The organism is Enterobacter cloacae complex sp. P1B, from assembly GCF_014982345.1.
GTDB lineage: Bacteria > Pseudomonadota > Gammaproteobacteria > Enterobacterales > Enterobacteriaceae > Enterobacter > Enterobacter bugandensis.
Genome location: NZ_JADCLF010000013.1, coordinates 402,366 through 428,229, shown reverse-complemented (window position 1 = coordinate 428,229; position 25,864 = coordinate 402,366). Strand labels below are relative to the sequence as shown.

General features: G+C 57.6%; 27 protein-coding genes. 20 read left to right on the top strand and 7 right to left on the bottom strand.

Annotated features, from left to right (window positions below; genetic code table 11):
* Window positions 1-37 precede the first annotated feature (37 nt).
* The 7 genes from INF77_RS14905 (at window position 38) to zinT (ending at window position 7,485) form a co-directional block, all read left to right on the top strand.
* Window positions 38-1,141, top strand: a complete 1,104-nt coding sequence (locus INF77_RS14905; protein ID WP_041910011.1) for a cobalamin-independent methionine synthase II family protein — start codon at window positions 38-40, stop codon at window positions 1,139-1,141.
* A 201-nt stretch (window positions 1,142-1,342) separates the two neighbouring features.
* Window positions 1,343-2,614 carry an urea ABC transporter substrate-binding protein gene (gene urtA / locus INF77_RS14900; RefSeq protein WP_028013130.1) on the top strand — a complete coding sequence of 424 codons (1,272 nt, stop codon included), beginning with the start codon at window positions 1,343-1,345 and terminating at the stop codon, window positions 2,612-2,614.
* 24 nt (window positions 2,615-2,638) lie between these two features.
* Window positions 2,639-4,213, top strand: a complete 1,575-nt coding sequence (gene urtB / locus INF77_RS14895; protein ID WP_193531863.1) for an urea ABC transporter permease subunit UrtB — start codon at window positions 2,639-2,641, stop codon at window positions 4,211-4,213.
* The gene (urtC, locus tag INF77_RS14890; RefSeq protein ID WP_047368539.1) at window positions 4,213-5,286 is read left to right on the top strand and encodes an urea ABC transporter permease subunit UrtC; all 1,074 of its coding nucleotides are present in this window, start codon (window positions 4,213-4,215) and stop codon (window positions 5,284-5,286) included. The genes urtB and urtC overlap by 1 nt, the downstream gene beginning before the upstream one ends.
* On the top strand, window positions 5,286-6,083 hold the full coding sequence (urtD, locus tag INF77_RS14885) for an urea ABC transporter ATP-binding protein UrtD (RefSeq protein ID WP_193531864.1): 798 nt from the start codon (window positions 5,286-5,288) through the stop codon (window positions 6,081-6,083). The genes urtC and urtD overlap by 1 nt, the downstream gene beginning before the upstream one ends.
* Window positions 6,084-6,092: 9 nt before the next feature.
* Complete coding sequence (urtE, locus tag INF77_RS14880) at window positions 6,093-6,791, top strand: urea ABC transporter ATP-binding subunit UrtE (RefSeq protein ID WP_028013134.1); 699 nt, start codon at window positions 6,093-6,095, stop codon at window positions 6,789-6,791.
* Window positions 6,792-6,843: 52 nt separating this feature from the next.
* Window positions 6,844-7,485: a metal-binding protein ZinT gene (zinT, locus tag INF77_RS14875; protein WP_193531865.1), complete on the top strand. Its 642-nt coding sequence runs from the start codon at window positions 6,844-6,846 to the stop codon at window positions 7,483-7,485.
* 46 nt (window positions 7,486-7,531) lie between these two features.
* On the opposite strand, the gene ydeE is transcribed toward zinT, so the two are convergent.
* Window positions 7,532-8,725 (bottom strand): efflux MFS transporter YdeE, encoded by a 1,194-nt coding sequence (ydeE, locus tag INF77_RS14870; RefSeq protein ID WP_028013136.1) that lies wholly within the window; start codon window positions 8,723-8,725, stop codon window positions 7,532-7,534.
* Window positions 8,726-8,919: 194 nt separating this feature from the next.
* Between ydeE and eamA the strand changes: the two genes are divergently transcribed.
* Window positions 8,920-9,819 carry an O-acetylserine/cysteine exporter gene (eamA, locus tag INF77_RS14865; protein WP_193531866.1) on the top strand — a complete coding sequence of 300 codons (900 nt, stop codon included), beginning with the start codon at window positions 8,920-8,922 and terminating at the stop codon, window positions 9,817-9,819.
* 38 nt (window positions 9,820-9,857) lie between these two features.
* Here the strand turns inward: eamA and marB are convergent, their stop codons facing one another.
* The 3 genes from marB to marR are packed head-to-tail and all read right to left on the bottom strand — an operon-like array spanning window position 9,858 to window position 10,945.
* A complete protein-coding gene (marB, locus tag INF77_RS14860) occupies window positions 9,858-10,076 on the bottom strand; it encodes a multiple antibiotic resistance protein MarB (RefSeq protein ID WP_028013138.1) in 219 nt (72 codons plus the stop codon).
* Between the two features lie 33 nt (window positions 10,077-10,109).
* Window positions 10,110-10,490 (bottom strand): MDR efflux pump AcrAB transcriptional activator MarA, encoded by a 381-nt coding sequence (gene marA / locus INF77_RS14855; protein WP_008502237.1) that lies wholly within the window; start codon window positions 10,488-10,490, stop codon window positions 10,110-10,112.
* Between the two features lie 20 nt (window positions 10,491-10,510).
* A complete protein-coding gene (marR, locus tag INF77_RS14850; RefSeq protein WP_028013139.1) occupies window positions 10,511-10,945 on the bottom strand; it encodes a multiple antibiotic resistance transcriptional regulator MarR in 435 nt (144 codons plus the stop codon).
* Window positions 10,946-11,201: 256 nt separating this feature from the next.
* Between marR and INF77_RS14845 the strand changes: the two genes are divergently transcribed.
* Entirely contained in the window at window positions 11,202-11,867 is a 666-nt protein-coding gene (locus INF77_RS14845) for a MarC family NAAT transporter (RefSeq protein WP_028013140.1), read from the top strand.
* A gap of 46 nt (window positions 11,868-11,913) precedes the next feature.
* Here the strand turns inward: INF77_RS14845 and INF77_RS14840 are convergent, their stop codons facing one another.
* The gene (locus INF77_RS14840) at window positions 11,914-13,110 is read right to left on the bottom strand and encodes a sugar transporter (RefSeq protein WP_041909997.1); all 1,197 of its coding nucleotides are present in this window, start codon (window positions 13,108-13,110) and stop codon (window positions 11,914-11,916) included.
* Window positions 13,111-13,287: 177 nt separating this feature from the next.
* Between INF77_RS14840 and INF77_RS14835 the strand changes: the two genes are divergently transcribed.
* The 3 genes from INF77_RS14835 to INF77_RS14825 all read left to right on the top strand — a co-directional run bounded on the left by INF77_RS14835 (window position 13,288) and on the right by INF77_RS14825 (window position 15,470).
* Entirely contained in the window at window positions 13,288-14,076 is a 789-nt protein-coding gene (locus INF77_RS14835) for a PhzF family phenazine biosynthesis protein (RefSeq protein WP_193531867.1), read from the top strand.
* A 26-nt stretch (window positions 14,077-14,102) separates the two neighbouring features.
* Window positions 14,103-14,897, top strand: coding sequence for a PhzF family phenazine biosynthesis protein (locus INF77_RS14830; protein WP_048999560.1), 795 nt, complete (start codon window positions 14,103-14,105; stop codon window positions 14,895-14,897).
* 90 nt (window positions 14,898-14,987) lie between these two features.
* Window positions 14,988-15,470 carry a GNAT family N-acetyltransferase gene (locus INF77_RS14825; protein WP_048958203.1) on the top strand — a complete coding sequence of 161 codons (483 nt, stop codon included), beginning with the start codon at window positions 14,988-14,990 and terminating at the stop codon, window positions 15,468-15,470.
* Here the strand turns inward: INF77_RS14825 and INF77_RS14820 are convergent.
* The gene (locus INF77_RS14820) at window positions 15,424-16,302 is read right to left on the bottom strand and encodes a LysR family transcriptional regulator (protein ID WP_028013145.1); all 879 of its coding nucleotides are present in this window, start codon (window positions 16,300-16,302) and stop codon (window positions 15,424-15,426) included. The two genes, INF77_RS14825 and INF77_RS14820, sit on opposite strands and share 47 nt — an antisense overlap.
* Window positions 16,303-16,400: 98 nt before the next feature.
* Between INF77_RS14820 and sad the strand changes: the two genes are divergently transcribed.
* The 8 genes from sad (at window position 16,401) to INF77_RS14780 (ending at window position 25,267) form a co-directional block, all read left to right on the top strand.
* Window positions 16,401-17,789, top strand: coding sequence for a succinate-semialdehyde dehydrogenase (gene sad / locus INF77_RS14815; RefSeq protein ID WP_193531868.1), 1,389 nt, complete (start codon window positions 16,401-16,403; stop codon window positions 17,787-17,789).
* 107 nt (window positions 17,790-17,896) lie between these two features.
* Entirely contained in the window at window positions 17,897-19,486 is a 1,590-nt protein-coding gene (locus INF77_RS14810; protein ID WP_193531869.1) for a methyl-accepting chemotaxis protein, read from the top strand.
* A gap of 62 nt (window positions 19,487-19,548) precedes the next feature.
* A complete protein-coding gene (gene glsB / locus INF77_RS14805; protein WP_028013148.1) occupies window positions 19,549-20,475 on the top strand; it encodes a glutaminase B in 927 nt (308 codons plus the stop codon).
* Entirely contained in the window at window positions 20,475-20,837 is a 363-nt protein-coding gene (locus INF77_RS14800) for a DUF4186 domain-containing protein (RefSeq protein WP_193531870.1), read from the top strand. The genes glsB and INF77_RS14800 overlap by 1 nt, the downstream gene beginning before the upstream one ends.
* 170 nt (window positions 20,838-21,007) lie before the next feature.
* Window positions 21,008-21,973, top strand: a complete 966-nt coding sequence (locus INF77_RS14795) for a sensor domain-containing diguanylate cyclase (RefSeq protein ID WP_028013150.1) — start codon at window positions 21,008-21,010, stop codon at window positions 21,971-21,973.
* A gap of 83 nt (window positions 21,974-22,056) precedes the next feature.
* Window positions 22,057-22,584, top strand: a complete 528-nt coding sequence (locus INF77_RS14790) for a GNAT family N-acetyltransferase (RefSeq protein WP_193531871.1) — start codon at window positions 22,057-22,059, stop codon at window positions 22,582-22,584.
* 116 nt (window positions 22,585-22,700) lie between these two features.
* Window positions 22,701-24,152: a tagaturonate reductase gene (locus INF77_RS14785; protein ID WP_193531872.1), complete on the top strand. Its 1,452-nt coding sequence runs from the start codon at window positions 22,701-22,703 to the stop codon at window positions 24,150-24,152.
* Between the two features lie 200 nt (window positions 24,153-24,352).
* Window positions 24,353-25,267: a bestrophin family protein gene (locus INF77_RS14780; protein WP_193356889.1), complete on the top strand. Its 915-nt coding sequence runs from the start codon at window positions 24,353-24,355 to the stop codon at window positions 25,265-25,267.
* On the opposite strand, the gene INF77_RS14775 is transcribed toward INF77_RS14780, so the two are convergent.
* Window positions 25,255-25,803, bottom strand: coding sequence for a GNAT family N-acetyltransferase (locus tag INF77_RS14775; protein WP_028013154.1), 549 nt, complete (start codon window positions 25,801-25,803; stop codon window positions 25,255-25,257). The genes INF77_RS14780 and INF77_RS14775 overlap by 13 nt on opposite strands.
* Window positions 25,804-25,864 lie beyond the last annotated feature (61 nt).

The following is a 25,864-nucleotide window of genomic DNA, read 5'->3' as shown; positions in this document are numbered from 1 at the left end:
TGCGGGCAATTAATACCGGCAGACTGAGGAGATTTCCATGCAACGACAGCACGCCCCATACCGCGCCGACGTAGTCGGCAGCTTTTTACGCCCGGATGCCATCAAGCAGGCTCGCCTGAAGTTCGCCAGCGGCGAGATTGATGCCGGACAGCTTCGCGCGGTGGAGGACGAGGCTATTCGCCACGTCGTCGAGCAGCAGTGCGCGTGCGGCCTGCATGTGGTGACCGACGGTGAATTTCGCCGTGCCTGGTGGCACTTCGATTTCTTCGACGGTCTTCAGGGCGTTGAGCGCTACGATTCCCAGCAGGGGATTCAGTTCAACGGAGTACAAACCAAAGCCCACGGCGTGCGCGTGACCGGCAAGCTGGGCTTTGGCGACCACCCGATGCTGGAAGACTTCCGCTATCTGAAAAGCATCAGCGGCAATGCCCAGCCGAAGATGACCATTCCCAGCCCAAGCGTGCTCCATTTCCGCGGCGGGCGCAAAGACATCGACGCGACGGTGTATCCGGATCTGAACGACTATTTCGACGATCTGGCAACCACCTGGCGCGACGCCATCCGCGCATTCTACGACGCGGGCTGCCGTTATCTGCAGCTGGACGACACCGTCTGGGCCTACCTCTGCTCGGACGACCAGCGCCGTCAGATCCGCGAGCGCGGCGACGATGCCGATGAGCTGGCGCAAATCTATGCCCGCGTACTGAACAAGGCCCTGGAAGGCAAGCCGGAGGATCTGACCATCGGGCTGCACGTCTGCCGCGGTAACTTCCGTTCAACCTGGATTTCCGAAGGCGGCTACGAGCCGGTGGCGGAAGTGCTGTTCGGGACGGTCAACGTTGACGCATTCTTCCTGGAATACGATAACGACCGCAGCGGGGATTTCGCGCCGCTGCGCTTCGTTCGCCCGGGCAAGCAGCAGGTGGTGCTGGGCCTGATCACCACGAAAAACGGTGAGCTGGAGAACCCGGAAGGCGTGAAGGCCCGTCTGGAAGAGGCGGCGAAATACGTGGCGAAAGAGCAAATCTGCCTCAGCCCGCAGTGCGGTTTTGCCTCCACCGAAGAGGGCAACAGCCTGAGCGAGTCCCAGCAGTGGGATAAGGTCCGTCTGGTGACGCAGATCGCCAGCGAAGTCTGGTAAAAGCGCTTCCTCAGCGCTGCATTATAAAAGTGCAGCGCTGTGCCATTCTGAGTCGTTCTCTTTACATCCTGCCGTCTGTCTCCTGCAATAGCGCTTCCTCCATTCTGGCATCCTTTTTGCTCCTGCTTCGCTGACACCTTTTTTCCGCGTCCATGACGTAACGGACGTTTTCGCACAGCGTTCTTTTTCAGGAGTGAAAATATGCAGCGTCGTACCTTATTAAAAGCCTTTGCGTTATCCGCGTCCGTCGTGGCGATGGGAATGAGTTTTGGCGTGCAGGCGGCCGACACCATCAAAGTGGGGATCATGCACTCTTTGTCCGGCACGATGGCCATCTCCGAAACCCCGCTAAAGGACGTCGCCCTGATGACCATCGACGAGATCAACGCCAAAGGCGGCGTGCTGGGTAAGAAACTGGAGCCTGTGGTGGTGGATCCAGCCTCAAACTGGCCGCTGTTTGCCGAGAAGGCACGCCAGCTGCTGAGCCAGGATAAAGTGGCGGTGGTGTTCGGCTGCTGGACGTCGGTTTCGCGCAAATCCGTGCTGCCGGTGTTTGAGGAGCTGAACGGCCTGCTGTTCTATCCGGTGCAGTATGAAGGCGAAGAGATGTCGCCAAACGTCTTCTATACCGGCGCGGCGCCGAACCAGCAGGCCATCCCGGCGGTGGAATACCTGATGAGCGAGGACGGCGGCGGGGCGAAGCGCTTCTTCCTGCTGGGTACCGACTACGTTTACCCGCGCACCACCAACAAGATTCTGCGCGCGTTCCTGCATTCGAAAGGGGTGGAGGATAAGGACATCGAAGAGGTTTACACCCCGTTTGGTCACAGCGACTACCAGACCATCGTCGCCAGCATCAAGAAATTCTCCGCCGGCGGCAAAACCGCCGTGGTGTCGACCATCAACGGCGACTCCAACGTGCCGTTCTACAAAGAGCTGGCTAACCAGGGGCTGAAGGCCACCGACGTGCCGGTGGTGGCGTTCTCCGTCGGCGAAGAAGAGCTACGCGGAATCGACACCAAACCGCTGGTGGGTAACCTGGCGGCGTGGAACTACTTTGAGTCCGTGGATAATCCAACCAACCAGGCGTTCGTCGCGGATTACAAAGCCTATGCGAAGGCGCACAAGCTGCCGAATGCCGATACCGTGGTGACCAACGACCCGATGGAAGCGACTTACGTGGGGATCCATATGTGGGCACAGGCGGTGGAAAAAGCGGGCACCACCGACGTGGATAAAGTGCGCGCGGCGATGGCCGGTCAGTCATTTAAGGCGCCGTCTGGCTTTACGCTCACCATGGATGCCACCAACCATCATCTGCATAAGCCGGTCATGATCGGTGAAATTGAAGGCAACGGCCAGTTCAACGTGGTCTGGCAGACGGAACAGCCGGTACGCGCCCAGCCGTGGAGTCCGTTCATCGCCGGGAATGACAAAAAGCCCGACCAGCCGATGAAAACCGCCAGCAACTAGGCCATTGCCTCAGGGAGAAACGTCATGAACGCCATGCGCATGTTCATCGCTCTTGTATGGCTTTCCGGACTGCTGCCAGGGATGGCGCAGGCATCGGATGCCGATCGTTTTGTTGCCGCCAGCCGCGGCCAGCAGGCGGAGCTCCTCACGCAGTGGGCCGCTGCGCCGGATGCCGCCAGGCTTCCGCTGCTTCAGTCCCTGCAAAAGGAAAACCTGTATACCGACAGCCAAAAGCACGCCTTTGCGAAGCGTAATGGCGAAATGGTTTCGCTCGGTGAGGCCCGTGCGGCAGTAGGGCAAACCAAAGCTGTACGCCTGACAAACCGGCTGCGCGTGCTGGCTGCAACGGCCATTGCCACGCATCAGCTTGTAAGTTACAGTGTCACCGAAAGGCGGGCGGCAGCCCGTCAGCTCCAGCGTGATGCTCAGCCCGACATGCTCGCTTTTCTGGAAAAGCGCGCCGGGGATGAAGCGGACGCTGTGGCGCGTCAGGCGCTGCTGCTGGCGGTGGCAAACCTCCAGCTGGCGAGCCCGCAGCCGGAGGTGCGCCGCAGGGCCGTCGAACTGCTTGGCCAGTCAGACGATCCGGACGTACAGTCCAGACTCACGCCGTTTACCCAGGCGCAGACCGAGCCGGACGCCGGCGTGCGCGCGGCCGCAGAAGAGAGCCTTAGCCAGATTACGCATCGCCTGATGTGGGGCGATCTGCTGGGCCAGGCATTTATGGGGCTTTCTCTGGGGTCGGTGCTGCTGCTGGCCGCGCTTGGGCTCGCGATCACCTACGGTCTGCTGGGCGTCATCAATATGGCGCACGGCGAGATGCTGATGCTGGGGGCGTACGCCACGTGGATGGTGCAGCAGGCAATGGCCGGGCTCGCGCCTCAGTGGCTGGCGCTCTATCCCGTTATCGCCTTGCCGGTGGCATTCTGCCTGACTGCGGGCATTGGAATGGTGCTGGAGCGCACCGTGATCCGTCACCTGTACGGTCGTCCGCTGGAAACCCTGCTGGCGACTTGGGGGATCAGCCTGATGCTCATCCAGCTGGTGCGCATGACCTTTGGTGCCCAGAACCTGGAGGTGGCAAACCCGGCATGGCTTTCCGGCGGGGTGCAGGTTTTTGCCAACCTGACCCTGCCGTGGAACCGCATTGTGGTGCTGGGCTTCGTGCTGCTGGTGCTGTTCTTCACCTGGCTGATTCTGAATAAAACCCGTCTTGGTCTGAACGTGCGCGCGGTGACGCAAAACCGCAGCATGGCCGCCTGCTGCGGGGTACCGACCGGGCGCGTCGATATGCTGGCGTTTGGGCTTGGCTCAGGGATCGCCGGGTTAGGCGGCGTGGCGTTATCCCAGCTTGGTAACGTCGGGCCGGAGCTTGGTCAGGGGTACATCATCGACTCGTTCCTCGTAGTCGTTCTCGGTGGCGTAGGCCAGCTGGCAGGCAGCGTGGCCGCCGCGTTCGGGCTGGGCATTTTCAATAAAATCCTTGAGCCGCAGATGGGTGCGGTGCTGGGCAAGATCGTGATTCTGGTGGCGATCGTCCTGTTTATCCAGAAGCGTCCTCAGGGGCTGTTTGCGCTGAAAGGGAGGGTGATTGACTGATGAGCCAGCCGCTGACCTTAACGCTGGCGCGTAAAGCGCCGCGCACGACACAGATTGCAGGCAGCCTGCTGGTGGCGTGTCTGCTGATATTACCGTTTTTCGCCTTGCTGCCCGCCACGCATCCGCTGGCGCTGTCGACCTGGATGCTGACGCTCATCGGCAAGATCCTCTGCTATGCCATCGTTGCGGTGGCGCTGGATCTGGTGTGGGGCTACGCCGGCATGCTCTCTCTTGGACACGGCATCTTCTTCGCCCTGGGCGGCTATGCGATGGGCATGTACCTGATGCGCCAGGCGTCAGGCGACGGCCTGCCCGCGTTTATGTCGTTTCTCTCCTGGAGCGAGCTGCCGTGGTTCTGGTGGGGCACCCAGCACTTTGCCTGGGCGCTGGTGCTGATCGTGATGGTGCCGGGTTTGCTGGCGCTGGTGTTTGGCTGGTTTGCCTTCCGCTCGAAGATCAAAGGGGTTTACTTCTCGATTATGACCCAGGCGCTGACCTACGCGGGCATGCTGCTGTTCTTTCGCAACGAAACCGGCTTTGGCGGCAATAACGGCTTTACCGGTTTTACCACGCTGCTTGGGTTTTCGGTGACGGAAACGGCAACCCGCATCGCGCTGTTCCTGGCGACGGTGCTGTTGCTGCTTCTGGCGTTGGGCACCGGATTTGCGCTGGCGAAGAGCAAGTTTGGCCGCATCCTGACCGCCGTGCGCGACGCGGAAAACCGCCTGACGTTCTGCGGGTACGATCCGCGCGGGTTCAAGCTGCTGGTGTGGACGCTCTCCGCCGTGCTGTGCGGCCTGGCGGGGGCGCTGTACGTTCCGCAGGTGGGCATCATTAACCCCGGTGAAATGTCGCCGACCAACTCGATAGAAGCCGCCATCTGGGTGGCGCTGGGCGGGCGCGGCACCCTGGTGGGGCCGGTGATTGGCGCGGCGCTGGTGAACGGGGCGAAAAGCTTCTTTACCGTTGCCATGCCGGAGTACTGGCAGCTGTTTCTGGGGCTGATTTTTATCGCCGTCACGCTGTTCCTGCCGCGCGGCGTCTACGGTCTGTTGCGTAAGGGAGAGAAATAATGCAGCCAACGGAAGAGTTATTTACCCGCCAGTTGCCCGGTGATCGCTACCGGGACCAGACTGACCCGGTGCTTCAGCTTGAGGCTATTAACGTCAGTTTCGACGGCTTCCAGGCGCTGACCGATCTCTCCCTGAATATCGGCGTGGGCGAGTTGCGCTGCGTGATTGGCCCCAACGGGGCGGGTAAAACCACGCTGATGGACGTCATCACCGGCAAAACCCGACCCAAAAGCGGGAGAGCGATTTACGACCAGTCCATCGACCTGACCGGGCTGGAGCCTGCGGCCATTGCTCGCCAGGGGATTGGCCGAAAATTCCAGAAACCCACGGTCTTTGAAGCGCTGACGGTGTGGGAGAACCTTGAGATCGCCATGAAAACCGATAAATCCGTCTGGGCGAGCCTGCGGGCAAAACTCAACGGCGATCAGCGGGACCGCATTGACGAGATGCTGGTTCTTCTGCGCCTTGGCAGCGAGCGGGACCGTCGCGCCGGGCTGCTTTCGCACGGGCAGAAACAGTTCCTGGAGATCGGCATGCTGCTGGTGCAGGACCCGCACCTGCTGCTGCTGGATGAACCCGCCGCCGGGATGACCGATGCGGAAACGGAATACACCGCCGAGCTGTTCAAAACCCTGGCGGGCAAGCATTCGCTGATGGTGGTGGAGCACGACATGGGCTTTGTTGAAACGATTGCCGACCACGTCACGGTGCTGCATCAGGGGCGCGTGCTGGCGGAAGGCTCGCTTCGCGAGGTGCAGGCCAACGAGCAGGTGATTGAGGTCTATCTGGGCCGCTAAGGAGCGATGATGTTACAGGTTAACGAACTGAATCAGTACTACGGCGGCAGCCATATCCTGCGCGGCGTGAGCTTCGAAGCCGCTCCCGGTGAAGTCACCTGTCTGCTGGGACGCAACGGCGTCGGGAAAACCACGCTGCTGAAATGCCTGATGGGGCTGATCCCGGCGAAAACCGGGGAGGTCATCTGGCAGGGTAAAACGATCACCCACAGCAGGCCGCACCAGCGGGTGCAGTCCGGCGTGGCGTATGTCCCGCAGGGGCGCGAGATTTTCCCGCGCCTGACCGTGGAAGAGAACCTTTTGCTTGGGCTTTCGCGTTTTTCCGCCCGCGAGGCAAAGCAGGTTCCTGACGAGATCTGGCAGCTGTTTCCGGTTCTCAAAGAGATGAAGCACCGCCGCGGGGGCGATCTCTCCGGCGGGCAGCAGCAGCAGCTGGCGATTGGTCGCGCGCTGGCGAGCCGTCCGCAGCTGCTGATTCTGGACGAACCGACGGAAGGCATACAGCCTTCCGTCATCAAAGAGATTGGCCAGGTGATCCGCACCCTGGCAAACAGAGGCGATATGGCAATCCTGCTCGTCGAGCAGTTTTACGACTTTGCCGCCGAGCTGGCCGACAGCTATCTCCTGATGTCCCGCGGCACTATCATTCAGCGCGGGAGGGGCGAAAATATGGAGCAGGAGGGCGTTCGCGGGCTGGTTGCGATCTGAAATGTTATATTATAACATCCTCATTCTTATAAAACGGAATGAGGGCGTTACTTTGGCTGCACATATTGGAAAATTTGCCATGACTCTGGGGGCGCTGCTGGTCAGTGGCCAGCTGTTTGCTCACTCGCACGGCCATCAGATGACCGAAGCGGAACAGAAGGCGGCAAACGGGGTGTTTGAGGATAAAGACGTAAAGGACAGAGCGCTGTCCGACTGGGACGGCACCTGGCAGTCGGTGTATCCGTTCCTGCTGGACGGTTCGCTGGATCCGGTCTTCAAACAGAAAGCGCAGAAGGATAAAAGCAAAACCTTTGACGAGGTGAAAGCGTACTACCGCAAGGGATATGCCACGGACGTGGATGCCATCGGCATTGAAAATAACGTAATGGAATTCCACAGAGGCAAGGCGGTCAGCAGCTGTCAGTATGACTACAGTGGCTACAAAATTCTGACCTACGCATCGGGTAAAAAAGGCGTTCGCTATCTGTTTGAGTGTAAGGATGCCGACAGCAAGGCGCCGAAGTTCGTGCAGTTCAGCGACCATATCATCGGACCGAAAGCCTCATCGCACTTCCATATTTTTATGGGCAATACCTCCCACGAGGCGCTGCTGAAAGAGATGGACAGCTGGCCGACCTATTATCCAAACGAGATGTACAAAGAGCAGGTGGTCGAGGAGATGCTGCACCACTGATGCGTTATTGCCGGGGGGCGGCTTCGCCTTACCCGGCCACTATTTTTTACGCCGCTTTGGGGGATTCGTTCCACGCCTTCACGCTCATTCCCCGCAAAATCATCAGCCAGGCAACGACGATGGCAACCATCATGATTGCAAACAGCGACCAGTGCGGCAGGTTGGTCAGGATAATGCCGGTGATCATCGGGTTTGCCGCCGCGCCGAGCCAGCCCAGCGCCTGCGCGGAAAAATAGCTCGCCTTCATCCCCGGCGGGGCGATGTTGTCGATCAGCATGTATTCACCCGGTGCGTAGATAATCTCACCCAGCGTAAAGATGGCGGCGGCGATGCCCCAGTAAATCAGGTTCTCCCCGGAGAGCATAAAGCCTCCCAGCCCCAGGATAAAAAACAGCGTTGCGGCGGTCATTAAAGGCCGAATATTGCTGGCGGAGATCTTCCGCCCCAGCGCGTACTGCAGCGTCACCACCACGGCGGCGTTAACGGGCAGCACCACGGCGACTACCTTCTGGGCAAAATCGCTGTCGGCATTGGCGGCCAGTACGTATTGCGAAATGCAGCTGGCGAACGATCCACCCACGTAAGACGCGAGCAGGCCGGAGAGGGTGAACCAGAACAGGGCGCGATCTTTCAGCAGCACCGACGGCTGCCAGGGCATCTTCTCCTCGGCGGTATCCAGCGCGACGCTTTTTTGCACGAAGAAATGAATAAACCCGAGCGGCAGCGCGGCGCAGAAGGCCGCCAGCCAGAACGGCAGCTGCAGGCTGTACATCACCAGCAGGGTGCCAATCGGCGGCCCTATCGTCCAGCCAATGTTCAGGAAGCTGTAGTTGAGCGAGAAGACGCGCGCTTTCTGGCTGGAGGTCAGCACGTCCGAGAACCAGGCTTTCAGCACCGTCGAAAAGACGGAATAGGCGCAGTTGATCAGGGAAAAGAACAGCACTACCAGGGTGACATTATCCACCAGCGGGATCGCGACAAAACCGGCGATAAAAGCCACGATCGCGATCAGCATATAGCGTTTTTTATCAAACTTATCGGCCAGAATGCCAAATCCCAGGCTGAACACCACGCCAACGGTCAGCGCAATCGTCAGGGCATAACCAATATTCTCGACGCTCATATTAAACACGCGCGTGAGATAAATGGTCATGAACGGCAGCGTTGCCCCCCGACCGATGGTTAATAACAATGACGATGCCAGCAGCGCTGCGGTTGAGCGCCTGAGAGATGGTTTCATATTCCTTCCCGACGGTTGCTTATGCTTTTTTTAGACGAGTGTTAACAGGATTACCATGACATAAGGGGCTTGTATAGCACCCGATTTATCCCTAAGTGCTTCAGCTGCCTGCCAGAAATAATGATCTTCTCGCGGCACACTTTTTTCTGTTACCTTGAAGTGTTAACAAATTATTAATAATTCAGGGGCAGGGTATGACGCGTAAAGACGGACTGCTGGCGTTGCTGGTGGTCGTGGTATGGGGGCTCAATTTTGTGGTCATCAAGCTGGGATTGCACAACATGCCCCCGCTGATGCTGGCCGGTTTGCGTTTTATGCTGGTGGCGTTCCCGGCGCTCTTTTTCGTCGCCCGTCCGAAAATCCCGTTAAGACTGCTGCTGGGCTACGGTCTGACCATCAGCTTTGGCCAGTTCGCGTTTCTCTTCTGCGCCATCAAGTTCGGCATGCCGGCCGGTCTGGCCTCGCTGGTGTTACAGGCGCAGGCGTTCTTTACCATTATTCTCGGCGCATTTGTGTTTGGCGAACGCCTGCAGGGCAAGCAGCTGGCGGGGATAACGCTGGCGGTATTTGGCGTGCTGGTGCTGATTGAAGCCAGCCTGAACGGTCAGGATGTGGCGCTGCTCGGGTTTATGCTCACGCTGGCGGCGGGGCTGAGCTGGGCGTGCGGCAATATTTTCAACAAGCTGATTATGCAGCACGAGGCGAGGCCTCAGGTGATGTCCCTAGTGGTCTGGAGCGCATTGATTCCGATAATCCCGTTTCTGGTGGCGTCGTTTATTCTGGATGGCCCGGAGGTGATGCTGAACAGCCTGGTCGAGATCGATCTGACCACGATCCTTTCTCTTATCTATCTGGCGTTTGTCGCCACCATCGTGGGCTACGGGATCTGGGGTTCGCTGCTGGGGCGCTATGAGACCTGGCGCGTCGCGCCGCTGTCTTTGCTGGTTCCGGTAGTGGGGCTTGCCAGTGCGGCGATACTGCTGGATGAAACGCTGAGCGCGCTGCAGCTGCTCGGTGCCGTGCTGATCATGGCCGGGCTGTACATCAACGTGTTTGGCCTGCGGGTTCGCCGGGCGGCGCGGGTAAGGGGATAGGGCATAAAAAAGCCCCGCGGCTGCGGGGCAAAAACGAATCAGAGGCCGTGCTGATTATAATAAGGCACGCCTAATTCGTCGGATTTGTCGCTACCAGCACCCATGTGGTTGAAATCATAAGGCGACTGGTCATGTGCTGACGGCAAAATCATCGTGTCATGATTATTTTGCTGCGTTGCACCTGGGGTTTGCTCCGCGAAGGTCTGGCTGGAAAACAGCACCAGCAAGGCGAGGGCGGCGGAGGCGGTAACTTTCATTTTTTCCTCGGTTACGTCTTTTACAGGCGATGATTAACTACAGTGTTTTAACGGATACAGGTAACGGGATTCACCCGGCACGCTGGTAATTCGGTACTTATGAGGCGGCACGTCAAAATAGTTCTTGAACGTACGCGTGAGGGTTTGCTGTGATTCAAATCCGTAACGCTCCGCCAGATAAAGGATCGGTTCATTGCTTTCTTTCAGTTTCTGGGCAATTTCCGTCAGCTTGCGGCTGCGAATATATTGACCTAATGAATGACCGGTCTCTTTTTTGAACATCCGTTGCAGGTGCCATTTGGAGTAACCTGAACGCTCAGACACTTTTTCAAGGGAGAGCGGCGATTCCAGGTTATCTTCGATCCAGTCCAAAATGCTATGAATAGTGATAGCGTCAGTATTGCGTCTGGACATCGTCATACCTCTTTTTCTGTTTACGGCAGTATTTTCTTCAGCAAAAGCTCAAGGGTAGCCACTTCATCTGCCGTTAAGTTTTTTGTTAGTTCCTGATGCAGTGTTTGTCCTACTAATTGATGACATTGCTCGCACATAGCCGCACCATCGCTGGTGAGCCTGACCAGTACGCCGCGTTTGTCATTCGGGTTAGGGCTTCGTTCTACCCATCCTTTGCAGACGAGACGATCGAGCATGCGGGTTAACGCACCCAGATCGACAGAGAGCACCTTTTTCAGCTCAACCGGCGTGATACACACTTCGCAGCGAATGGAACACAGCACTTTGAACTGTGTTGCGGTGATATCCAGCGGTGACAGGTAGTCATTGAGCAGGCGATCTTTTTTCTGGTTAACCATATGAATAAGACGACCCAGCGGAACAACGTCGTTAAAGATATCACTGGTGCTTTTCACAATGGTTGCCCTGGCAAGTAGTTTAATCACGGCAGATATTATTGCTCAGGCAAGTATAAGTCAACTGAATGAATCAGCCGATGCCACGAATTGCTAAAACGTTTCATGAACGATTTTTGCAACCTTTCAAATCAGGAAGATAACTAACGAGTATCGTTCCCAAAGGAAAACTATCGTTACGTTGCGCCGATGGCTGAACGTCACACTTTCACCCTATAATTGCGATGTTAAATATGGATAAGGACAACGACGCACTATGTTGGATTTGATTAAAGCAATTGGTCTCGGGCTGGTGGTACTGCTGCCGTTAGCTAACCCGTTAACGACGGTGGCGCTGTTCCTGGGGCTGGCAGGGAATATGAACAGCGCCGAGCGCAACCATCAGTCGATGATGGCTTCGGTGTATGTGTTTGCCATTATGATGGTGGCCTACTACGCCGGACAGCTGGTGATGAACACCTTCGGGATTTCAATTCCCGGGCTGCGTATTGCGGGCGGGCTGATTGTGGCCTTTATCGGCTTCCGCATGCTGTTCCCGGCGCAGAAAGCGCACGAGTCTCCGGAGGCAACCAGCAAATCTGAAGAGCTGGAGTCCGAACCGAGCGCGAATATTGCTTTTGTACCGCTGGCCATGCCGAGTACGGCCGGGCCGGGTACCATCGCGATGATCATCAGTTCTGCATCGACGGTGCGCGATAGCTCTACCTTCCCGGACTGGGTACTGACCGTTGCGCCGCCGCTAATTTTTGCGCTTATTGGGATTATCGTGTGGGCGTCTCTGCGCAGTTCCGGTGCGATCATGCGCTGGGTGGGCAAGGGCGGTATCGAGGCGATTTCCCGTCTGATGGGCTTCTTACTGGTCTGTATGGGCGTGCAGTTTATTATTAACGGCGTGCTGGAGATTATTAAGACCTACCACTGATGTCATTGCCGGGTGGCGGCTACGCCTTGCCCGGCACAAACGCACCTCACCCGTGCTGCCCCTGTTCCTCCAGCGCCACCGGCCACTTGCGGAAGATGAGTACCGACCAGACGAGCGCGACGAGCGCCGGAATCGCCCCCAGATAGCCAATCGCCGACATCGATACGTGCAGGCTAATCTGATTGCCCACCAGCGCCCCCGCGCCAATCCCGAGATTGAATATCCCCGAAAACAGCGACATCGCCACGTCCGTGGCATCCGGCGCCAGGGCCAGGACTTTCACCTGCATGCCGAGACCAATAATCATGATCGCCACGCCCCAGAACAGGCTCAGGATCGCCAGCTGGCTTTCGCTGCCTGACGCAGGGAGCAGCAGCACCAGGCACGCCAGCAGCAGGCCGATGGCGCTGCTCACCAGCAAGGAGGCATGCTGGTTACCCAGTTTACCAAACAGCACGCTGCCAATAATGCCCGCGCCGCCGAGAATGAGCAGTAAGAGGGTGGCAAAGTTTGCGCTAAAGCCCGCGACCACCTGTACAAACGGTTCAATGTAGCTGTACGCCGTGTAGTGCGCGGTGACCACGATAACGGTAAGCAGGTAGATACTCAGGAGCGCCGGGCGACGCATCAGCAGCGGCAGGCTTTTCAGCGAGCCGGAATGTTCGCTTGGCAGCGCGGGCAGCAGCTTAATCAGACACACCAGCGTCACCAGCGCGCCCATGCCGATGGCAAAGAAGGTGGTACGCCAGCCGAAGTACTGTCCCACGATGCGGCCAATGGGCAGCCCCAGCACCATCGCCAGCGCGGTGCCGGTGGCAATCAGGCTCAAGGCCTGGGCGCGTTTACCCGCCGGCGCGAGTCGAATAGCCAGCGACGCGGTGATCGACCAGAATACCGCGTGGGCAAAGGCAATGCCGATGCGGCTAATGACCAGCACCGTAAAATTCCACGCCATAAACGACAGGACATGGCTGGCAATGAACAGGGCAAACAGGCCGATCAACAGCCTGCGCCGCTCCATCTGGCTGGTCAGCAACATAAACGGCAAAGACATCAGCGCCACCACCCAGGCGTAGATAGTTAACATAATCCCCACCTGCGCCGTTTCCATCTGGAAGCTTTCTGCTATGTCAGACAACAGCCCAACCGGAACAAATTCTGTGGTGTTAAAAATAAATGCGGCAATGGCCAGCGTGACCACGCGTAGCCACGCGACCCTGCGGGAAACTGTGTTCGTTGTCATAGGGATGTCGGAGATTCGTTGCTGGAAAGATGAGAAGGCGATCTTAAAACGTCATACGGCGAAAACTCAACCATTATGTGACGCAGATCTCAATATTTACCTTATGAAAGCGGTAGCCGGGGGCGTTGTTTTCATTGAATATAAAAGTACGACACAGCAAAGACAGGCGGTAATACAATGCAGGAGATTGATTTTTATCTGGTAGATGCATTCAGCAATACCTCGTTCGGCGGCAATCCGGCAGCGGTTTGCCCGCTGAACGAATGGCTGCCGGATGAAACGTTACTGAAAATGGCGCAGCAGCATAATCAGTCGGAAACCGCATTTTTCGTCTGCACTAAGGGCGGCATTGAGCTACGCTGGTTTACCACGCTCACTGAAGTCAATCTCTGCGGTCACGCCACTCTGGCCGCCGCGTACGTTCTGTTTAATGAACTCGATTACCCCGACTCGCGGATCCACTTTGATACCGCCTCTGGCCGACTGACGGTCAGCCGGGAGGGCGAGTGGATGACGCTGGACTTCCCGGCGTGCCCGACCCGTGAAGAGACGCCGCCGCCGGAGATGCTCGCGGCGCTCGGTATCCGCCATTACGTTGAAGCCCGTAAAGGCCGCGCCTGGGTGATTGTGCTGGAAAATCCCCGGCAGGTTGAAGCGCTTGCGCCGCGCTTTTCGGCAATGACGCCGGGCGAGCATAAAGTGAGCGTGACGGCACCGGGTGAAGGGGAATATGACTTTGCCAGCCGCTTCTTCTCACCGGGCGTTGCCGTTCCGGAAGATCCGGTGACTGGATCCGCGCACACGATGCTGATCCCCTACTGGAGCGAAAAGCTGGGGAAAACGGCAATGTTTGCCCGTCAGGTTTCGGCGCGCGGCGGGGATGTGCGCTGCGAGCTGAAAGGGGAGCGCGTATTGATGAGCGGTCAGGCGTCGTGCTACCTGAAAGGCACTGTGTATCTGCGCTAAAACTGATAACAAAAGAGGAAGAGACAATGCGGGAAATTGATTTTTATCTGGTGGATGCCTTCAGCGACAAAACCTTTGGCGGCAACGCGGCAGCGGTATGTCCTCTGGAAGAGTGGCTGCCGGACGAGACGCTTCTCAAAATGGCACAGCAGCATAACCAGTCGGAGACCGCGTTTTTTGTGCGAACCGACGGCGGATTTGAACTGCGCTGGTTCACCACGCTGCATGAAATTAACCTCTGCGGCCATGCGACCCTCGCGGCATCACACGTCATTTTTGAGTATCTGGACTATCCGCATACGGAAATCCACTTTACCACGCGCTTCGTGGGGGAGCTGACGGTCAAACGCAGCGGCGACTGGCTGACGCTGAATTTCCCCGCATGGTCCACGGAGGTCGTCGATAACCCACCGCCTGCACTGTTTAGCGCGCTGGGCATCCCGGCGGCAAAAGAGGTGCGCGTCGGGCGAGACTACCTCGTGGTGCTGGAGAGCCAGCAGCAGGTGGAGGCATTAATGCCGGATATTGGCGCGATGGTTCCGCTGGGCAAAATGGTCTGCGTAACCGCGCCGGGCGAAGGGGAATATGACTTCGTCAGTCGCTTTTTCTGCCCGGGCGAAGGGGTGCCGGAAGATCCGGTTACCGGGTCCACGCACAGCATGCTGATCCCCTACTGGAGTGAAAGGCTGGGTAAGACGTCGCTCAACGCCCGCCAGGTGTCGTACCGCGGCGGGGATCTTCGCTGCGAGCTGAAGGGCGACCGCGTACTCATTGCCGGCCAGGCCACCCTGTACCTGAAAGGGCGGATCTTTTTACGCTAGCGGCTGCGCGATAAGTTAATACTATGAAGCAGCCTGGCAGGCCTGCGCTATGTTGACATTGAGTATCACAAATAAAGCAAGGAGCCTGCCATGTATTCCATTACCTCTGAATCTGCACGTCACCCGGACATTCTTATGCTGATTGCGGCCCTCGACCGTTATCAGAGCGAACTCTATCCCGCCGAAAGCAACCATCTGCTCGATCTTTCAGAACTGCCCGCGACATCCCTTATCCTGATGATCGTCCGCGACCCGCAGCTTCAGGCCGTTGGCTGTGGAGCTATCGTGCTCAACGGCGACGGAACGGGGGAGATGAAGCGGGTCTATATCGATCCGGCCCATCGCGGGCAACATCTGGCTGAGAAGCTGCTGGCCGCGCTGGAAGATGAGGCCCTGAGCCGTCACTGCCATACCGTACGGCTGGAAACGGGCATCAAACAGCATGCCGCGATTCGTCTTTATGAACGAAGCGGCTACGATCGGCGTCTGGCGTTTGCCCCGTATGTGGACGATCCGCTCAGCCTGTTTATGGAGAAGGCGCTGGTTGAAGACGTTCGTTTAGCAGCGCTATAAACGCTTCCAGCTGGCGGGTCATCGCCCCGCGTCGCCACACCAGCCAGGTAGTGAGCCAGCGCCAGTTTTCCGCCAGCGGCCAGGCTTCAACCTGATGGTGGCCCGGCATACTTTCCAGCATTGAGCGCGGCATCAGCGCGATGCCCGCGCCCGCGATGACGCAGGCGAGCATGCCGTGATAGGACTCCATCTCATGAATGCGTCCCGGCGCGGCTCTGTCTGCATGAAACCAGCTCTCCAGGTGTCGGCGATACGAGCAGTTTGCGCGAAAGGCATAAACATCGCTGCCGCTCACCTGCGCAGCGCGCGTTACCTCTGTCTGCCCGGCAGGGGTGACCAGCATCATCTCTTCCCGGTAGACCGGCATCCCCTCCAGCTCCGGGTGCGACAGCGGCCCGTCGACAAAGGCGGCGCTCAGGGTTCCCTCCAGTACGCCATCAATCATCGTCCCGGACGGTCCGGTAGAAAGGGCAAACTGGATGCGCGGATAGCGCTGGTTAAACTGCGCCAGCGTCTCAGGGATGCGTACGGCGGCGGTGCTCTCCAGCGCGCCGAGGGCAAACAGCCCCTGCGGCTCATCGCCCGCGACGACCATGCGCGCTTCATCCACCAGCGCCAGGATCTGCCTGCTGTAGCGCAGGAAGTTATGCCCGGCGGGAGATAAGCGCAAGCGCTGGTTCTCACGGATAAACAGCTCCACGCCAAGATCGGCCTCCAGCTGGCGGATGCGGGTCGTCAGATTCGAAGGTACGCGATGCACCTTCTGCGCCGCCTGGGTGATGCTGCCCGTCAGCGCGACGGCGTTAAACATTTCAAGCTGGGTTAAGTCCATAGCATTCTCGTTTCGTGAATAAGGTGGTCAGTATTATTCATTTTTAAGAAATAGCAGAGTGAGCCACACTTAATCAACCGAAATGCGTGGAGAACATCATGAAATATTCATCTGCTACACATGCTCTGTCCGTTAACCCTGCAACGGGCGAAACGCTCGCCTCGTATCCGTGGGCGACGCAGGAAGAGGTTGAACGTGCCATCGCGCTGGCTGATGCGGGCTTTCGTCACTGGCGGTGCGAAAGCGTAGCCCACCGGGCGCAGAAGCTGCGCGATCTCGGCACCGCGCTGCGCGGTCGCGCGGAAGAGATGGCCCGGATGATGTCCCGCGAGATGGGAAAACCCATTCAGCAGGCGCGGGCGGAAGTGGCGAAATCAGCGGGCCTTTGCGACTGGTATGCCGAACATGGCCCGGCGATGCTGAATGCTGAACCCACGCAGGTCGAGAATAACAACGCGGTCATCGAGTATCGTCCGCTGGGGCCAATTCTGGCGGTGATGCCGTGGAACTTCCCGCTCTGGCAGGTGCTGCGCGGCGCGGTGCCGATCCTGCTGGCAGGTAACAGCTATCTGCTCAAACACGCGCCCAATGTGCTCGGCTCGGCGGAACTTATCGCGCAGATTTTTGCGGACGCCGGCTTCCCTGAAGGGGTATTCGGCTGGGTGAACGCCACCAATGACGGCGTAAGCCAGGCGATTAACGATCGTCGCATTGCGGCGGTAACCGTCACCGGCAGCGTGCGCGCCGGGGCAGCCATTGGCGCGCAGGCGGGGGCGGCGCTGAAAAAATGCGTTCTTGAGCTGGGGGGGGCTGACCCGTTCATCGTTCTCAACGATGCCGACCTGAATCTTGCCGTGAAGGCGGCGGTAGCAGGGCGCTACCAGAATACCGGGCAGGTGTGCGCGGCGGCCAAACGGTTCATTGTGGAAGAGGGTATTGCAGACACTTTTACCCGACGCTTCGTTGACGCCGTCGCCGCGTTAAAGATGGGCTCGCCGGATGAAGAAGAGAACTACCTTGGCCCGATGGCGCGCTATGATCTGCGCGATGAACTGCATCAGCAGGTGCAGGCGAGCCTGGCAGAAGGGGCAACGCTGCTGCTGGGGGGAGAGAAAATCAGCGGTGAGGGAAATTATTACGCGCCAACCGTGCTGGCGAACGTCACCCCGTCGATGACGGCCTTCCGACAGGAGCTGTTTGGTCCGGTCGCGGCCATTACCGTTGCGAAAGACGCGGCGCACGCCCTGACGCTTGCCAATGACAGCGACTTTGGCCTGTCTGCCACGGTCTTCACCGCCGACGCAGCGCTTGCGGATAAATTCTCTCGCGGGCTGGAGTGCGGTGGGGTGTTTATCAACGGATACAGCGCCAGCGACGCGCGCGTGGCCTTTGGTGGCGTGAAGAAAAGTGGCTTTGGCCGCGAGCTTTCCCATTTTGGTTTGCACGAGTTCTGTAATGTGCAGACGGTGTGGAAGGATCGCGTGTAATTTATTCGGCCCTCATCTCGAGGGCCGTTGTCATTTATCTGCAATGGTTCTGTCATTTTCGTTTCGTAGACTCGCACGCGTCTAACGTCTTGTTACTGAAGAAAATTATGAACCTAACGCAAATTTTTCGCCGTATTGCGCAGCGTCTTATCCCTCGCCAGTTTGGCCTGCTGACGGGTATCTTTTGTATTATTGGCCTTTTCTCCGCGCTGCAGCTCTCCTCATCCTTTCTGCTGAACGCCTCCCTGAAGGAAGCTCAGCGCAATGAACGGCAAAACCTGCTGGCGTATCAGCAGCAGAGCAAGCTGGATCTGGCGCGCGTCTCCCTGCTGGCGGCGAGCGATCTGCTCAACCGCTCCGGCGTCTGGTTTATGCAGGATAAAGAAACCGGCTCGGAAGGAAGCTGGCACAGCCTGATGGACGACGCACAAAAGTCGCTGGCGGTTTCTCAGCAGGCATGGAAGGCCTGGCTGGCGCTCAGCCCGCCAAAAGATGAGGCGCTGATTAACAGTTACCAGCTTTTCTACGATGCCATTAAGGAGCAATCGGAAGCGCTTGTCAGAACCAACTCCATTGATGCCTTTTTTGCCGTGCCGGCACAGGCGTTTCAGACCGACTTTAACGACAACTACGCGCGCTATCAGCAGGCCAGCGAGAAGCAGGCCATGCAGGGGCGTCAGGCCTTAATGGCGCAGCTCTCCGGTCTGCAAACGTTGTTCCTGCTGGCGCCGGTTCTGCTGCTCGCCATCGCCGCAGCCGTCTGGTTCGGCATGTCCAGGTGGGTGATTACGCCGTTGCGTCGGCTTATTGCACATATTAACCGGCTGGCCGCTGGAGATCTCTCCGGCACGCCGCCAAACGTGATGCGCTTTAACCGGGAGACGGGGCAGCTTAGCGACAGCGTTGCCACCATGCAGCGCGGCTTGCAGCAGCTGGTGACGCAGGTCAGCCACGCCACAGCCACGATGGTGGAGAACATTGGCTCCCTCGCGGAGGGAAACCAGAAGCTGTACCAGCAGTCGGCGCGTCAGGCAAAGGAGCTGGAGGAGGTTACAGCGCATATCGCGGCGCTGGAAACCCACGTGGAAGGGAATACCGGCTATGCCCGCCTCGCCAGCTCGCGCGCGGATGAAGCGCGTCAGGCTGCCGTAGGGGGCGACCAGATGATGTCGATCGTGAATGCCTCCATGCAGGCGATCGTCGAGCGATCGTCAGAGATGCGCGGGATCGTGGCGATGATCGACAGCGTGGCGTTTCAGACTAACATTCTGGCGCTCAACGCCGCCATTGAGGCCGCCCATGCAGGAAACCAGGGGCGCGGGTTTGCCGTCGTCGCCCGGGAAGTCGGGCTCCTGGCGCGAAAGAGCAGCCACTCGACGCAGACCATTCAGGAGTTGATCAACCGCTCCGTGCAGGGCATTGAAGACGGCTCCCGCGCCGTGAATCTGATGGAAGAGAACCTGCAGCAGGTCACCGGTCTGGTGGGCAATTTAAGCAGTTTGCTGAATGAAATCTCGACCGCCACGCTCAGTCAGGGAGAAAGTATTCACCAGATGACGCGCCAGCTTCAGGCGCTGAATCAGGTCTCGCGCCAGACGGATCTGCTGGTTTCTGACGCCTCGGAGGCCTCTGAACGCCTGCAAAAGCAGTCCGATCTTTTATTGCAGGCCGTTTCGCGTTTTCGTCTTAGCGCCTGACGCAATACATTAGCCTCTGTTATACTCGCAGCCCGTTTTAGCCTGAGGGCAAGGAGCAAAGAGTGGCTGCGGTCATCCATAATGAGATGCTGGACGAGATTCTGGCGCAGGTTCGTCCGTTATTGGGAAAGGGGAAGGTGGCCGACTACATTCCGGCCCTTGCCTCGGTGAGCGGGAATAAGCTGGGCATCGCTATCTGTACCATAGACGGACAGCGATACCAGGCAGGCGATGCCACTGAACGCTTTTCTATTCAGTCTATTTCTAAAGTGCTGAGTCTGGTCGCGGCGATGCGCCAGTATGAGGAAGAAGAGATCTGGCAGCGCGTGGGAAAAGATCCGTCCGGTCAGCCCTTTAACTCACTGCTTCAGCTCGAAATCGAGCAGGGTAAACCGCGTAACCCCTTTATCAACGCCGGGGCGCTGGTGGTCTGCGATATGCTGCAAAGCCGCCTCAGCGCACCGCGTCAGCGAATGCTTGAGATTGTTCGTCAGCTTTCTGGCGTGGACGATATTGCCTATGATTCGGTGGTGGCGCGCTCGGAGTTTGAACACTCCGCCCGCAACGCGGCTATCGCCTGGCTGATGAAATCCTTCGGTAACTTCCACAACGACGTGGCGACCGTGCTGCAAAACTACTTCCATTACTGCGCCCTGAAGATGAACTGCGTTGAGCTGGCCCAGACGTTTCTGTTCCTTGCGCACCAGGGGCACGCGCCGCATCTCGATCAGGAGGTGGTTTCCCCGCTTCAGGCGCGTCAGGTTAACGCCCTGATGGCTACCAGCGGCATGTATCAGAACGCCGGGGAGTTTGCCTGGCGGGTTGGCCTTCCGGCCAAATCGGGCGTTGGCGGAGGGGTGGTGGCGATAGTGCCGCATGAAATGGCGATTGCCGTCTGGAGCCCGGAGCTGGATGAAACGGGAAATTCACTTGCCGGCGTGGCGGTTCTGGAGAAGCTGACCCAGCGCCTGGGACGTTCTGTATACTGATGTCTGACCTGGATCCCCTCTTTTCCCGCCTGGCGCGATCGACGTTTCGCTCGCGCTTCCGCTTGGGCAATAAGGAACGACAGTACTGCTGGGACAAAGGCCCCGAAACCATTGACCAGCATGCCGCCGATTTTGTCGCTAAACGCCTTGCACCCGCGCAACCCGCAAACGACGGCAAGCAGACGCCCATGCGTGGCCACCCGGTGTTTATCGCCCAGCATGCCACCGCGACCTGCTGCCGGGGCTGTCTGGCAAAATGGCATAACATTCCCCAGGACGTGCAGCTGAGCGCGCAGCAGCAACATTATATCGTCAGCGTGATCCACCGCTGGCTGGTGATACAGATGAACGCCCAAAAATGATATTTAATGCGTTCTGCGCTTACCGCCTGCAGCTTCGTACCCGGCTGGCGGACGAGCAAATCGTCATAACGCATTGACGTGAAATGGATAGCGGCTTAACAGGACGTCGAACGCTGACAATGTCTCGGTTTAAGCTACGCTTTGAGTAACGCTTTACGTCAGGAGACATTATGAAAGCACCTGCAACACCTGAAAATGAAATTGACAGACTTAACGCGCTGCGCGAATCGGGTCTGCTTGAGATTGACAGTTCCCCGGCGTTTGACCGCTTAACGCGTCTGGCAAAACGCTTTTTCCAGGTACCGCTGGCCATGGTCAACCTTATTGATGAGCATACGCTGATCGTTAAGTCGGCGGATGGGCAGGCACCCGATTCCGTTCCGCGCAACATCTCTTTTTGTGGCCATACCATCCTCACCGAAGCACCGCTGATCGTCGGGGATATGCTTCAGGACGATCGTTTTGCGGATAACCCGCTGGTGGCCGGCGAACCTCGCGTGCGGTTTTACGCAGGCTTTCCGCTGCGTTTACGCAACGGCGCAAGCGTTGGCTCGCTTTGCCTGATCGACTACGCACCGCGGGAGTTCTCAGCGACCGATCTCGCCGTGCTGGGGGATTTGGGCGCGCTGGCTGAAGATGAGTTTGCGGCAATCAGCGCGGCGACCACGGATGAATTGACCGGATTATTCAACCGGCGGGGCTTTAACCAGCTCGTGCGGTTCACGCTCTCCATCGCCCGACGCCGGGCCGAGCCGTTAACGCTCGGCTGGCTGGATCTGGATCGTTTCAAGGAGATTAACGATCGCTACGGGCACGAAGAGGGGGATAAGGCGTTAAAGACCATGGCGCAGCTGATGCGCGCCTCTTTCCGCGAAGCGGATATGCTGGTTCGTTTTGGTGGCGATGAGTTTGCCGTGCTGTTTGCTGATACGGATGAGAAGGGCGCGTGGATTGCCATGCAGTATCTCGCCGAGCAGGTCGAAAACTACAATGCACGCAAGCTACATCCGTGGTCGCTTCTGTTCTCCTGGGGGCTGAGCGAATTCGATCATAACGGCAACGACCTGCAGCAGTGGCTCAAAGATGCCGATGAAAAAATGTATGCCATGAAGCAGCAGCGGCAGCGGGCCAGATGACATAACAAAAGCGTATGACCGTTCCGTTTGCGTTAATGAAATGTTAAATGCAAAGTGAGGGTATTCTTCGTAAGGACAAAAAAATGAATACCTCACTGCAAATCAAAAACCTCACCCGCGACGACATTCTCACCCATCTTGATGCGCTGGCCGGGATCCTCGAAAACTGCGTAAACGGCGGCGCATCCGTCAGCTTTATGCTGCCTTTTAACCTGGAGAAGGCCCGTTCATTCTGGCTCGGCATAGCTGACAGCGTAGGGCGCAACGAGCGCGTGGTGCTGGCCAGTATTGATCCGCAGGAGGGCGTCATCGGCACGGTGCAAATGATTACCGACCAGCCGGAAAACCAGCCGCACCGTGCGGACGTGGCAAAGCTGCTGGTTCATGAAAAAGCGCGTCGAAAAGGGGCCGCAATGGCGCTGATGGAAGCGCTGGAAGCGGAGGCCCGGGCCAGAAACATTTCGGTTCTGGTGCTCGATACCTCCACCGGCAGCGGCGCCGAAACCTTCTACCAGCGTGCCGGCTGGCAAAAGGTCGGTGAGATCCCGCGCTACGCCCTGATGCCGGACGGCGATATGACGGCCACGTCGGTGTTCTATAAATTCTTATAATTTTTTCACAACCACGCCGGGGATTGATCGAAACAGGGTTTCTGGTCGTAAAGTTTTGATAAGTTATCGTACCAATCTTATCAGGCTGTATGACTAATCATAAAAGGAACCCTCTTGTGAACACGCTCAACCGTCGTGATTTTCCCGGTGCGCAGTATCCCGAACGCATTATTCAGTTTGGCGAAGGCAATTTCCTGCGTGCGTTTGTCGACTGGCAAATTGACCTTTTGAATGAACATACCGATCTCAACGCCGGTGTGGTTATCGTTCGTCCTATTCAGAGCGACTTCCCGCCGTCGCTGAACACGCAGGATGGGTTGTACACCACCATCATTCGTGGCCTGAATGAGCAGGGCGAAGAGGTGAGTGAAGCCCGACTTATCCGCTCTGTTAACCGTGAAATCAGCGTCTACGACGATTACGACGCCTTTCTGAAACTGGCACACAGTCCGGATATGCGCTTTGTTTTCTCGAACACCACCGAAGCCGGAATCAGCTATCACGCGGGGGATAAATTCGACGATGCGCCAGCCGTCAGCTACCCGGCGAAGCTAACACGCCTGCTGTTTGAGCGCTTTAGCCACTTTAACGGCGCGCCTGACAAGGGCTGGGTTATCATTCCGTGTGAACTGATTGACTACAACGGTGACGCATTGCGTGAACTTGTGTTGCGCTATGCCCAGGAGTGGGCGCTGCCTGCCGCCTTTATCCAGTGGCTGAACGAGGCAAACCACCTCTGCTCAACGCTGGTTGACCGTATCGTGACCGGTTACCCGCGCGATGAAGTGGACACGCTTGAGGCCGAGCTGGGTTATCACGATGGGTTCCTGGACACGGCTGAACACTTTTATCTGTTTGTCATTCAGGGCCCAGGCTCGCTGGCTGGTGAACTGCGCCTGGATAAGTACCCGTTAAATGTGCTGATTGTCGACGACATCAAGCCCTATAAAGAGCGTAAAGTCGCCATTCTTAACGGTGCGCACACGGCGCTGGTACCGGTGGCCTATCAGGCCGGGCTGGATACGGTTGGCGAGGCGATGAATGATGAAGACGTGTGCGCTTTCGTCGAAAAAGCAATTTATGAGGAAATTATTCCGGTTCTCGATTTGCCCTGCGACGAACTGGAGTCGTTCGCCAGCGCGGTAACAGGGCGTTTTCGAAATCCCTACATCAGACACCAGCTGCTTTCCATCGCGCTCAACGGCATGACCAAGTATCGCACGCGTATTCTTCCGCAGCTGCTGGCAGGGCAGAAGGCCTCAGGTCAACTGCCAGCGCGTCTGAAGTTTGCGTTAGCGGCACTGATCGCATTTTATCGCGCGGAGCGTAACGGAGCGAACTATCCGGTGCAGGATGATGCGTTCTGGCTGGAACGTTATCAACAGCTATGGGCGCAGCATCGCGATAATCAGCTCGCTACCCGCGAACTGGTGCACGCCGTGCTGAGCGTAGAAGCGCACTGGGAGCAGGACCTGACGAAGGTGGACGGTCTGGTTGATCAGGTGACGCGGGATCTTGATGCCATTCTGCTGAAGGGCATGCGCGCAGCGGTGAAGCCGCTTTGCTAATTACGTGACCCGGCTTCGGCCGGGTTTAAACAGGCATTATTTTAGTTACAACATACTATTTACCCTGTTTTTAAAATCAAATGCAGCACCGTGCGGTTTTCATTCTTCAGGTGAGAGAATGCAATGTTCCGTTAACATGCTTGCAACCGTGATGGGGATCACGTTTAATAGCCACGCTCTTTTCTTGCCTGAAACTCACTATGATTGTTCGTCCTAAACAGCACTGGCTACAACTGATTTTTGTCTGGCACGGTTCGGTACTTCCCAAAATCTATACCCGACTGCTGCTCAACTTCCTGCTTTCTATCGCCGTTATCCTGATGCTGCCGTGGTATACCTCGCTGGGCATCAAATTTACCGTGGCGCCATTTAGCATTCTCGGCGTGGCGATCGCAATCTTTCTTGGTTTCAGAAACAACGCCTGCTATTCACGCTACGTTGAAGCTCGCCAGCTGTGGGGGCAACTGATGATAGCGGCACGCTCGCTGTTTCGCGAGGTAAAAAACACCTTGCCGGACGATAAGCACCTGGGGGAATTTGTCCGCCTGCAGATCGCCTTTGCCAACTGTCTGCGCATGACCCTGCGCCGGGAAATGAACGCTGACCAACTCTCTCGCTATCTTGCCCCGGACGTTTTAGCTCAGGTAATGGGCGCCAACTCGCCGGCGAACCGTATTTTGCTGGTCATGGGGGAGTGGCTGGCCGTGCGGCGGCGTAACGGGGAGCTTTCGGACATCCTGTTCCACAGTCTGAACAACCGCCTGAACGATATGTCCATCGTCCTTTCCGGCTGTGAACGGATTGCGACAACGCCAGTGCCGTTTGCCTATACGCTGATTTTGCACCGCACGGTGTATCTGTTCTGCATCATGCTGCCGTTCGCGCTGGTTGTGGATCTGCACTACATGACGCCGTTTGTCTCGGCGCTGATCTCATACACCTTTATCTCGCTGGACACCCTGGCGGAAGAGCTGGAAGACCCGTTTGGCACAGAAGATAACGACCTTCCGCTGGACGCCATCTGCAACATGATGGAACGCGATCTGCTGCAGATGAACGATGAAGAGAACATTCCGGAAAGGCTGATGCCGGATAAGCACTATCAGCTGACCTGATGGGCGTTCCACTCGTCGCGGGTGATCTCCCACAGTTCGGAGTCCAATATCCCGCTGACGTAGGCTTTCTTTTCCGTTCTGATGAGCCGCATGCCGCTGCTGTCTGAAATACGACGGGAGCGGCTGTTCGCGGCGGCCTTCGGTGCCCGCAAAACGGGTTTGTTGAGCGTATTAAACCAGTAATCCGTCGCGGCAATGCTGGCCTCACGCATATATCCCTGTCCCTGAAACTCCGGCGCCAGCCAGAATCCGCGGTTATTATCGTCAACATCGTACAGACAGATAATCCCCATCAACGCATCCGGCACCTCACGACGGCGGATGCTCCAGATCCAGGCTATCCCTTTTGCCATATCCGGCAGCGCGACGTTATTCACATAGTTTTCCGCGCCATTATCCGGGTAGGGCCAGGGCACGGAAGAGACCAAATAGCGAACGATCTCCCAGCGCGGATACAGCTTTTGAATCTGAACCGCATCTTCGGCGACCAGCGGTTTCAGCAGGAGACGTTCTGTCGTGAGGGTCGGTATTGTCATCTGCGGATCTCCTTATTTAAGCGTTATGTTTTTGTTTGCGTTCTGGTATTTTCATCTCTAT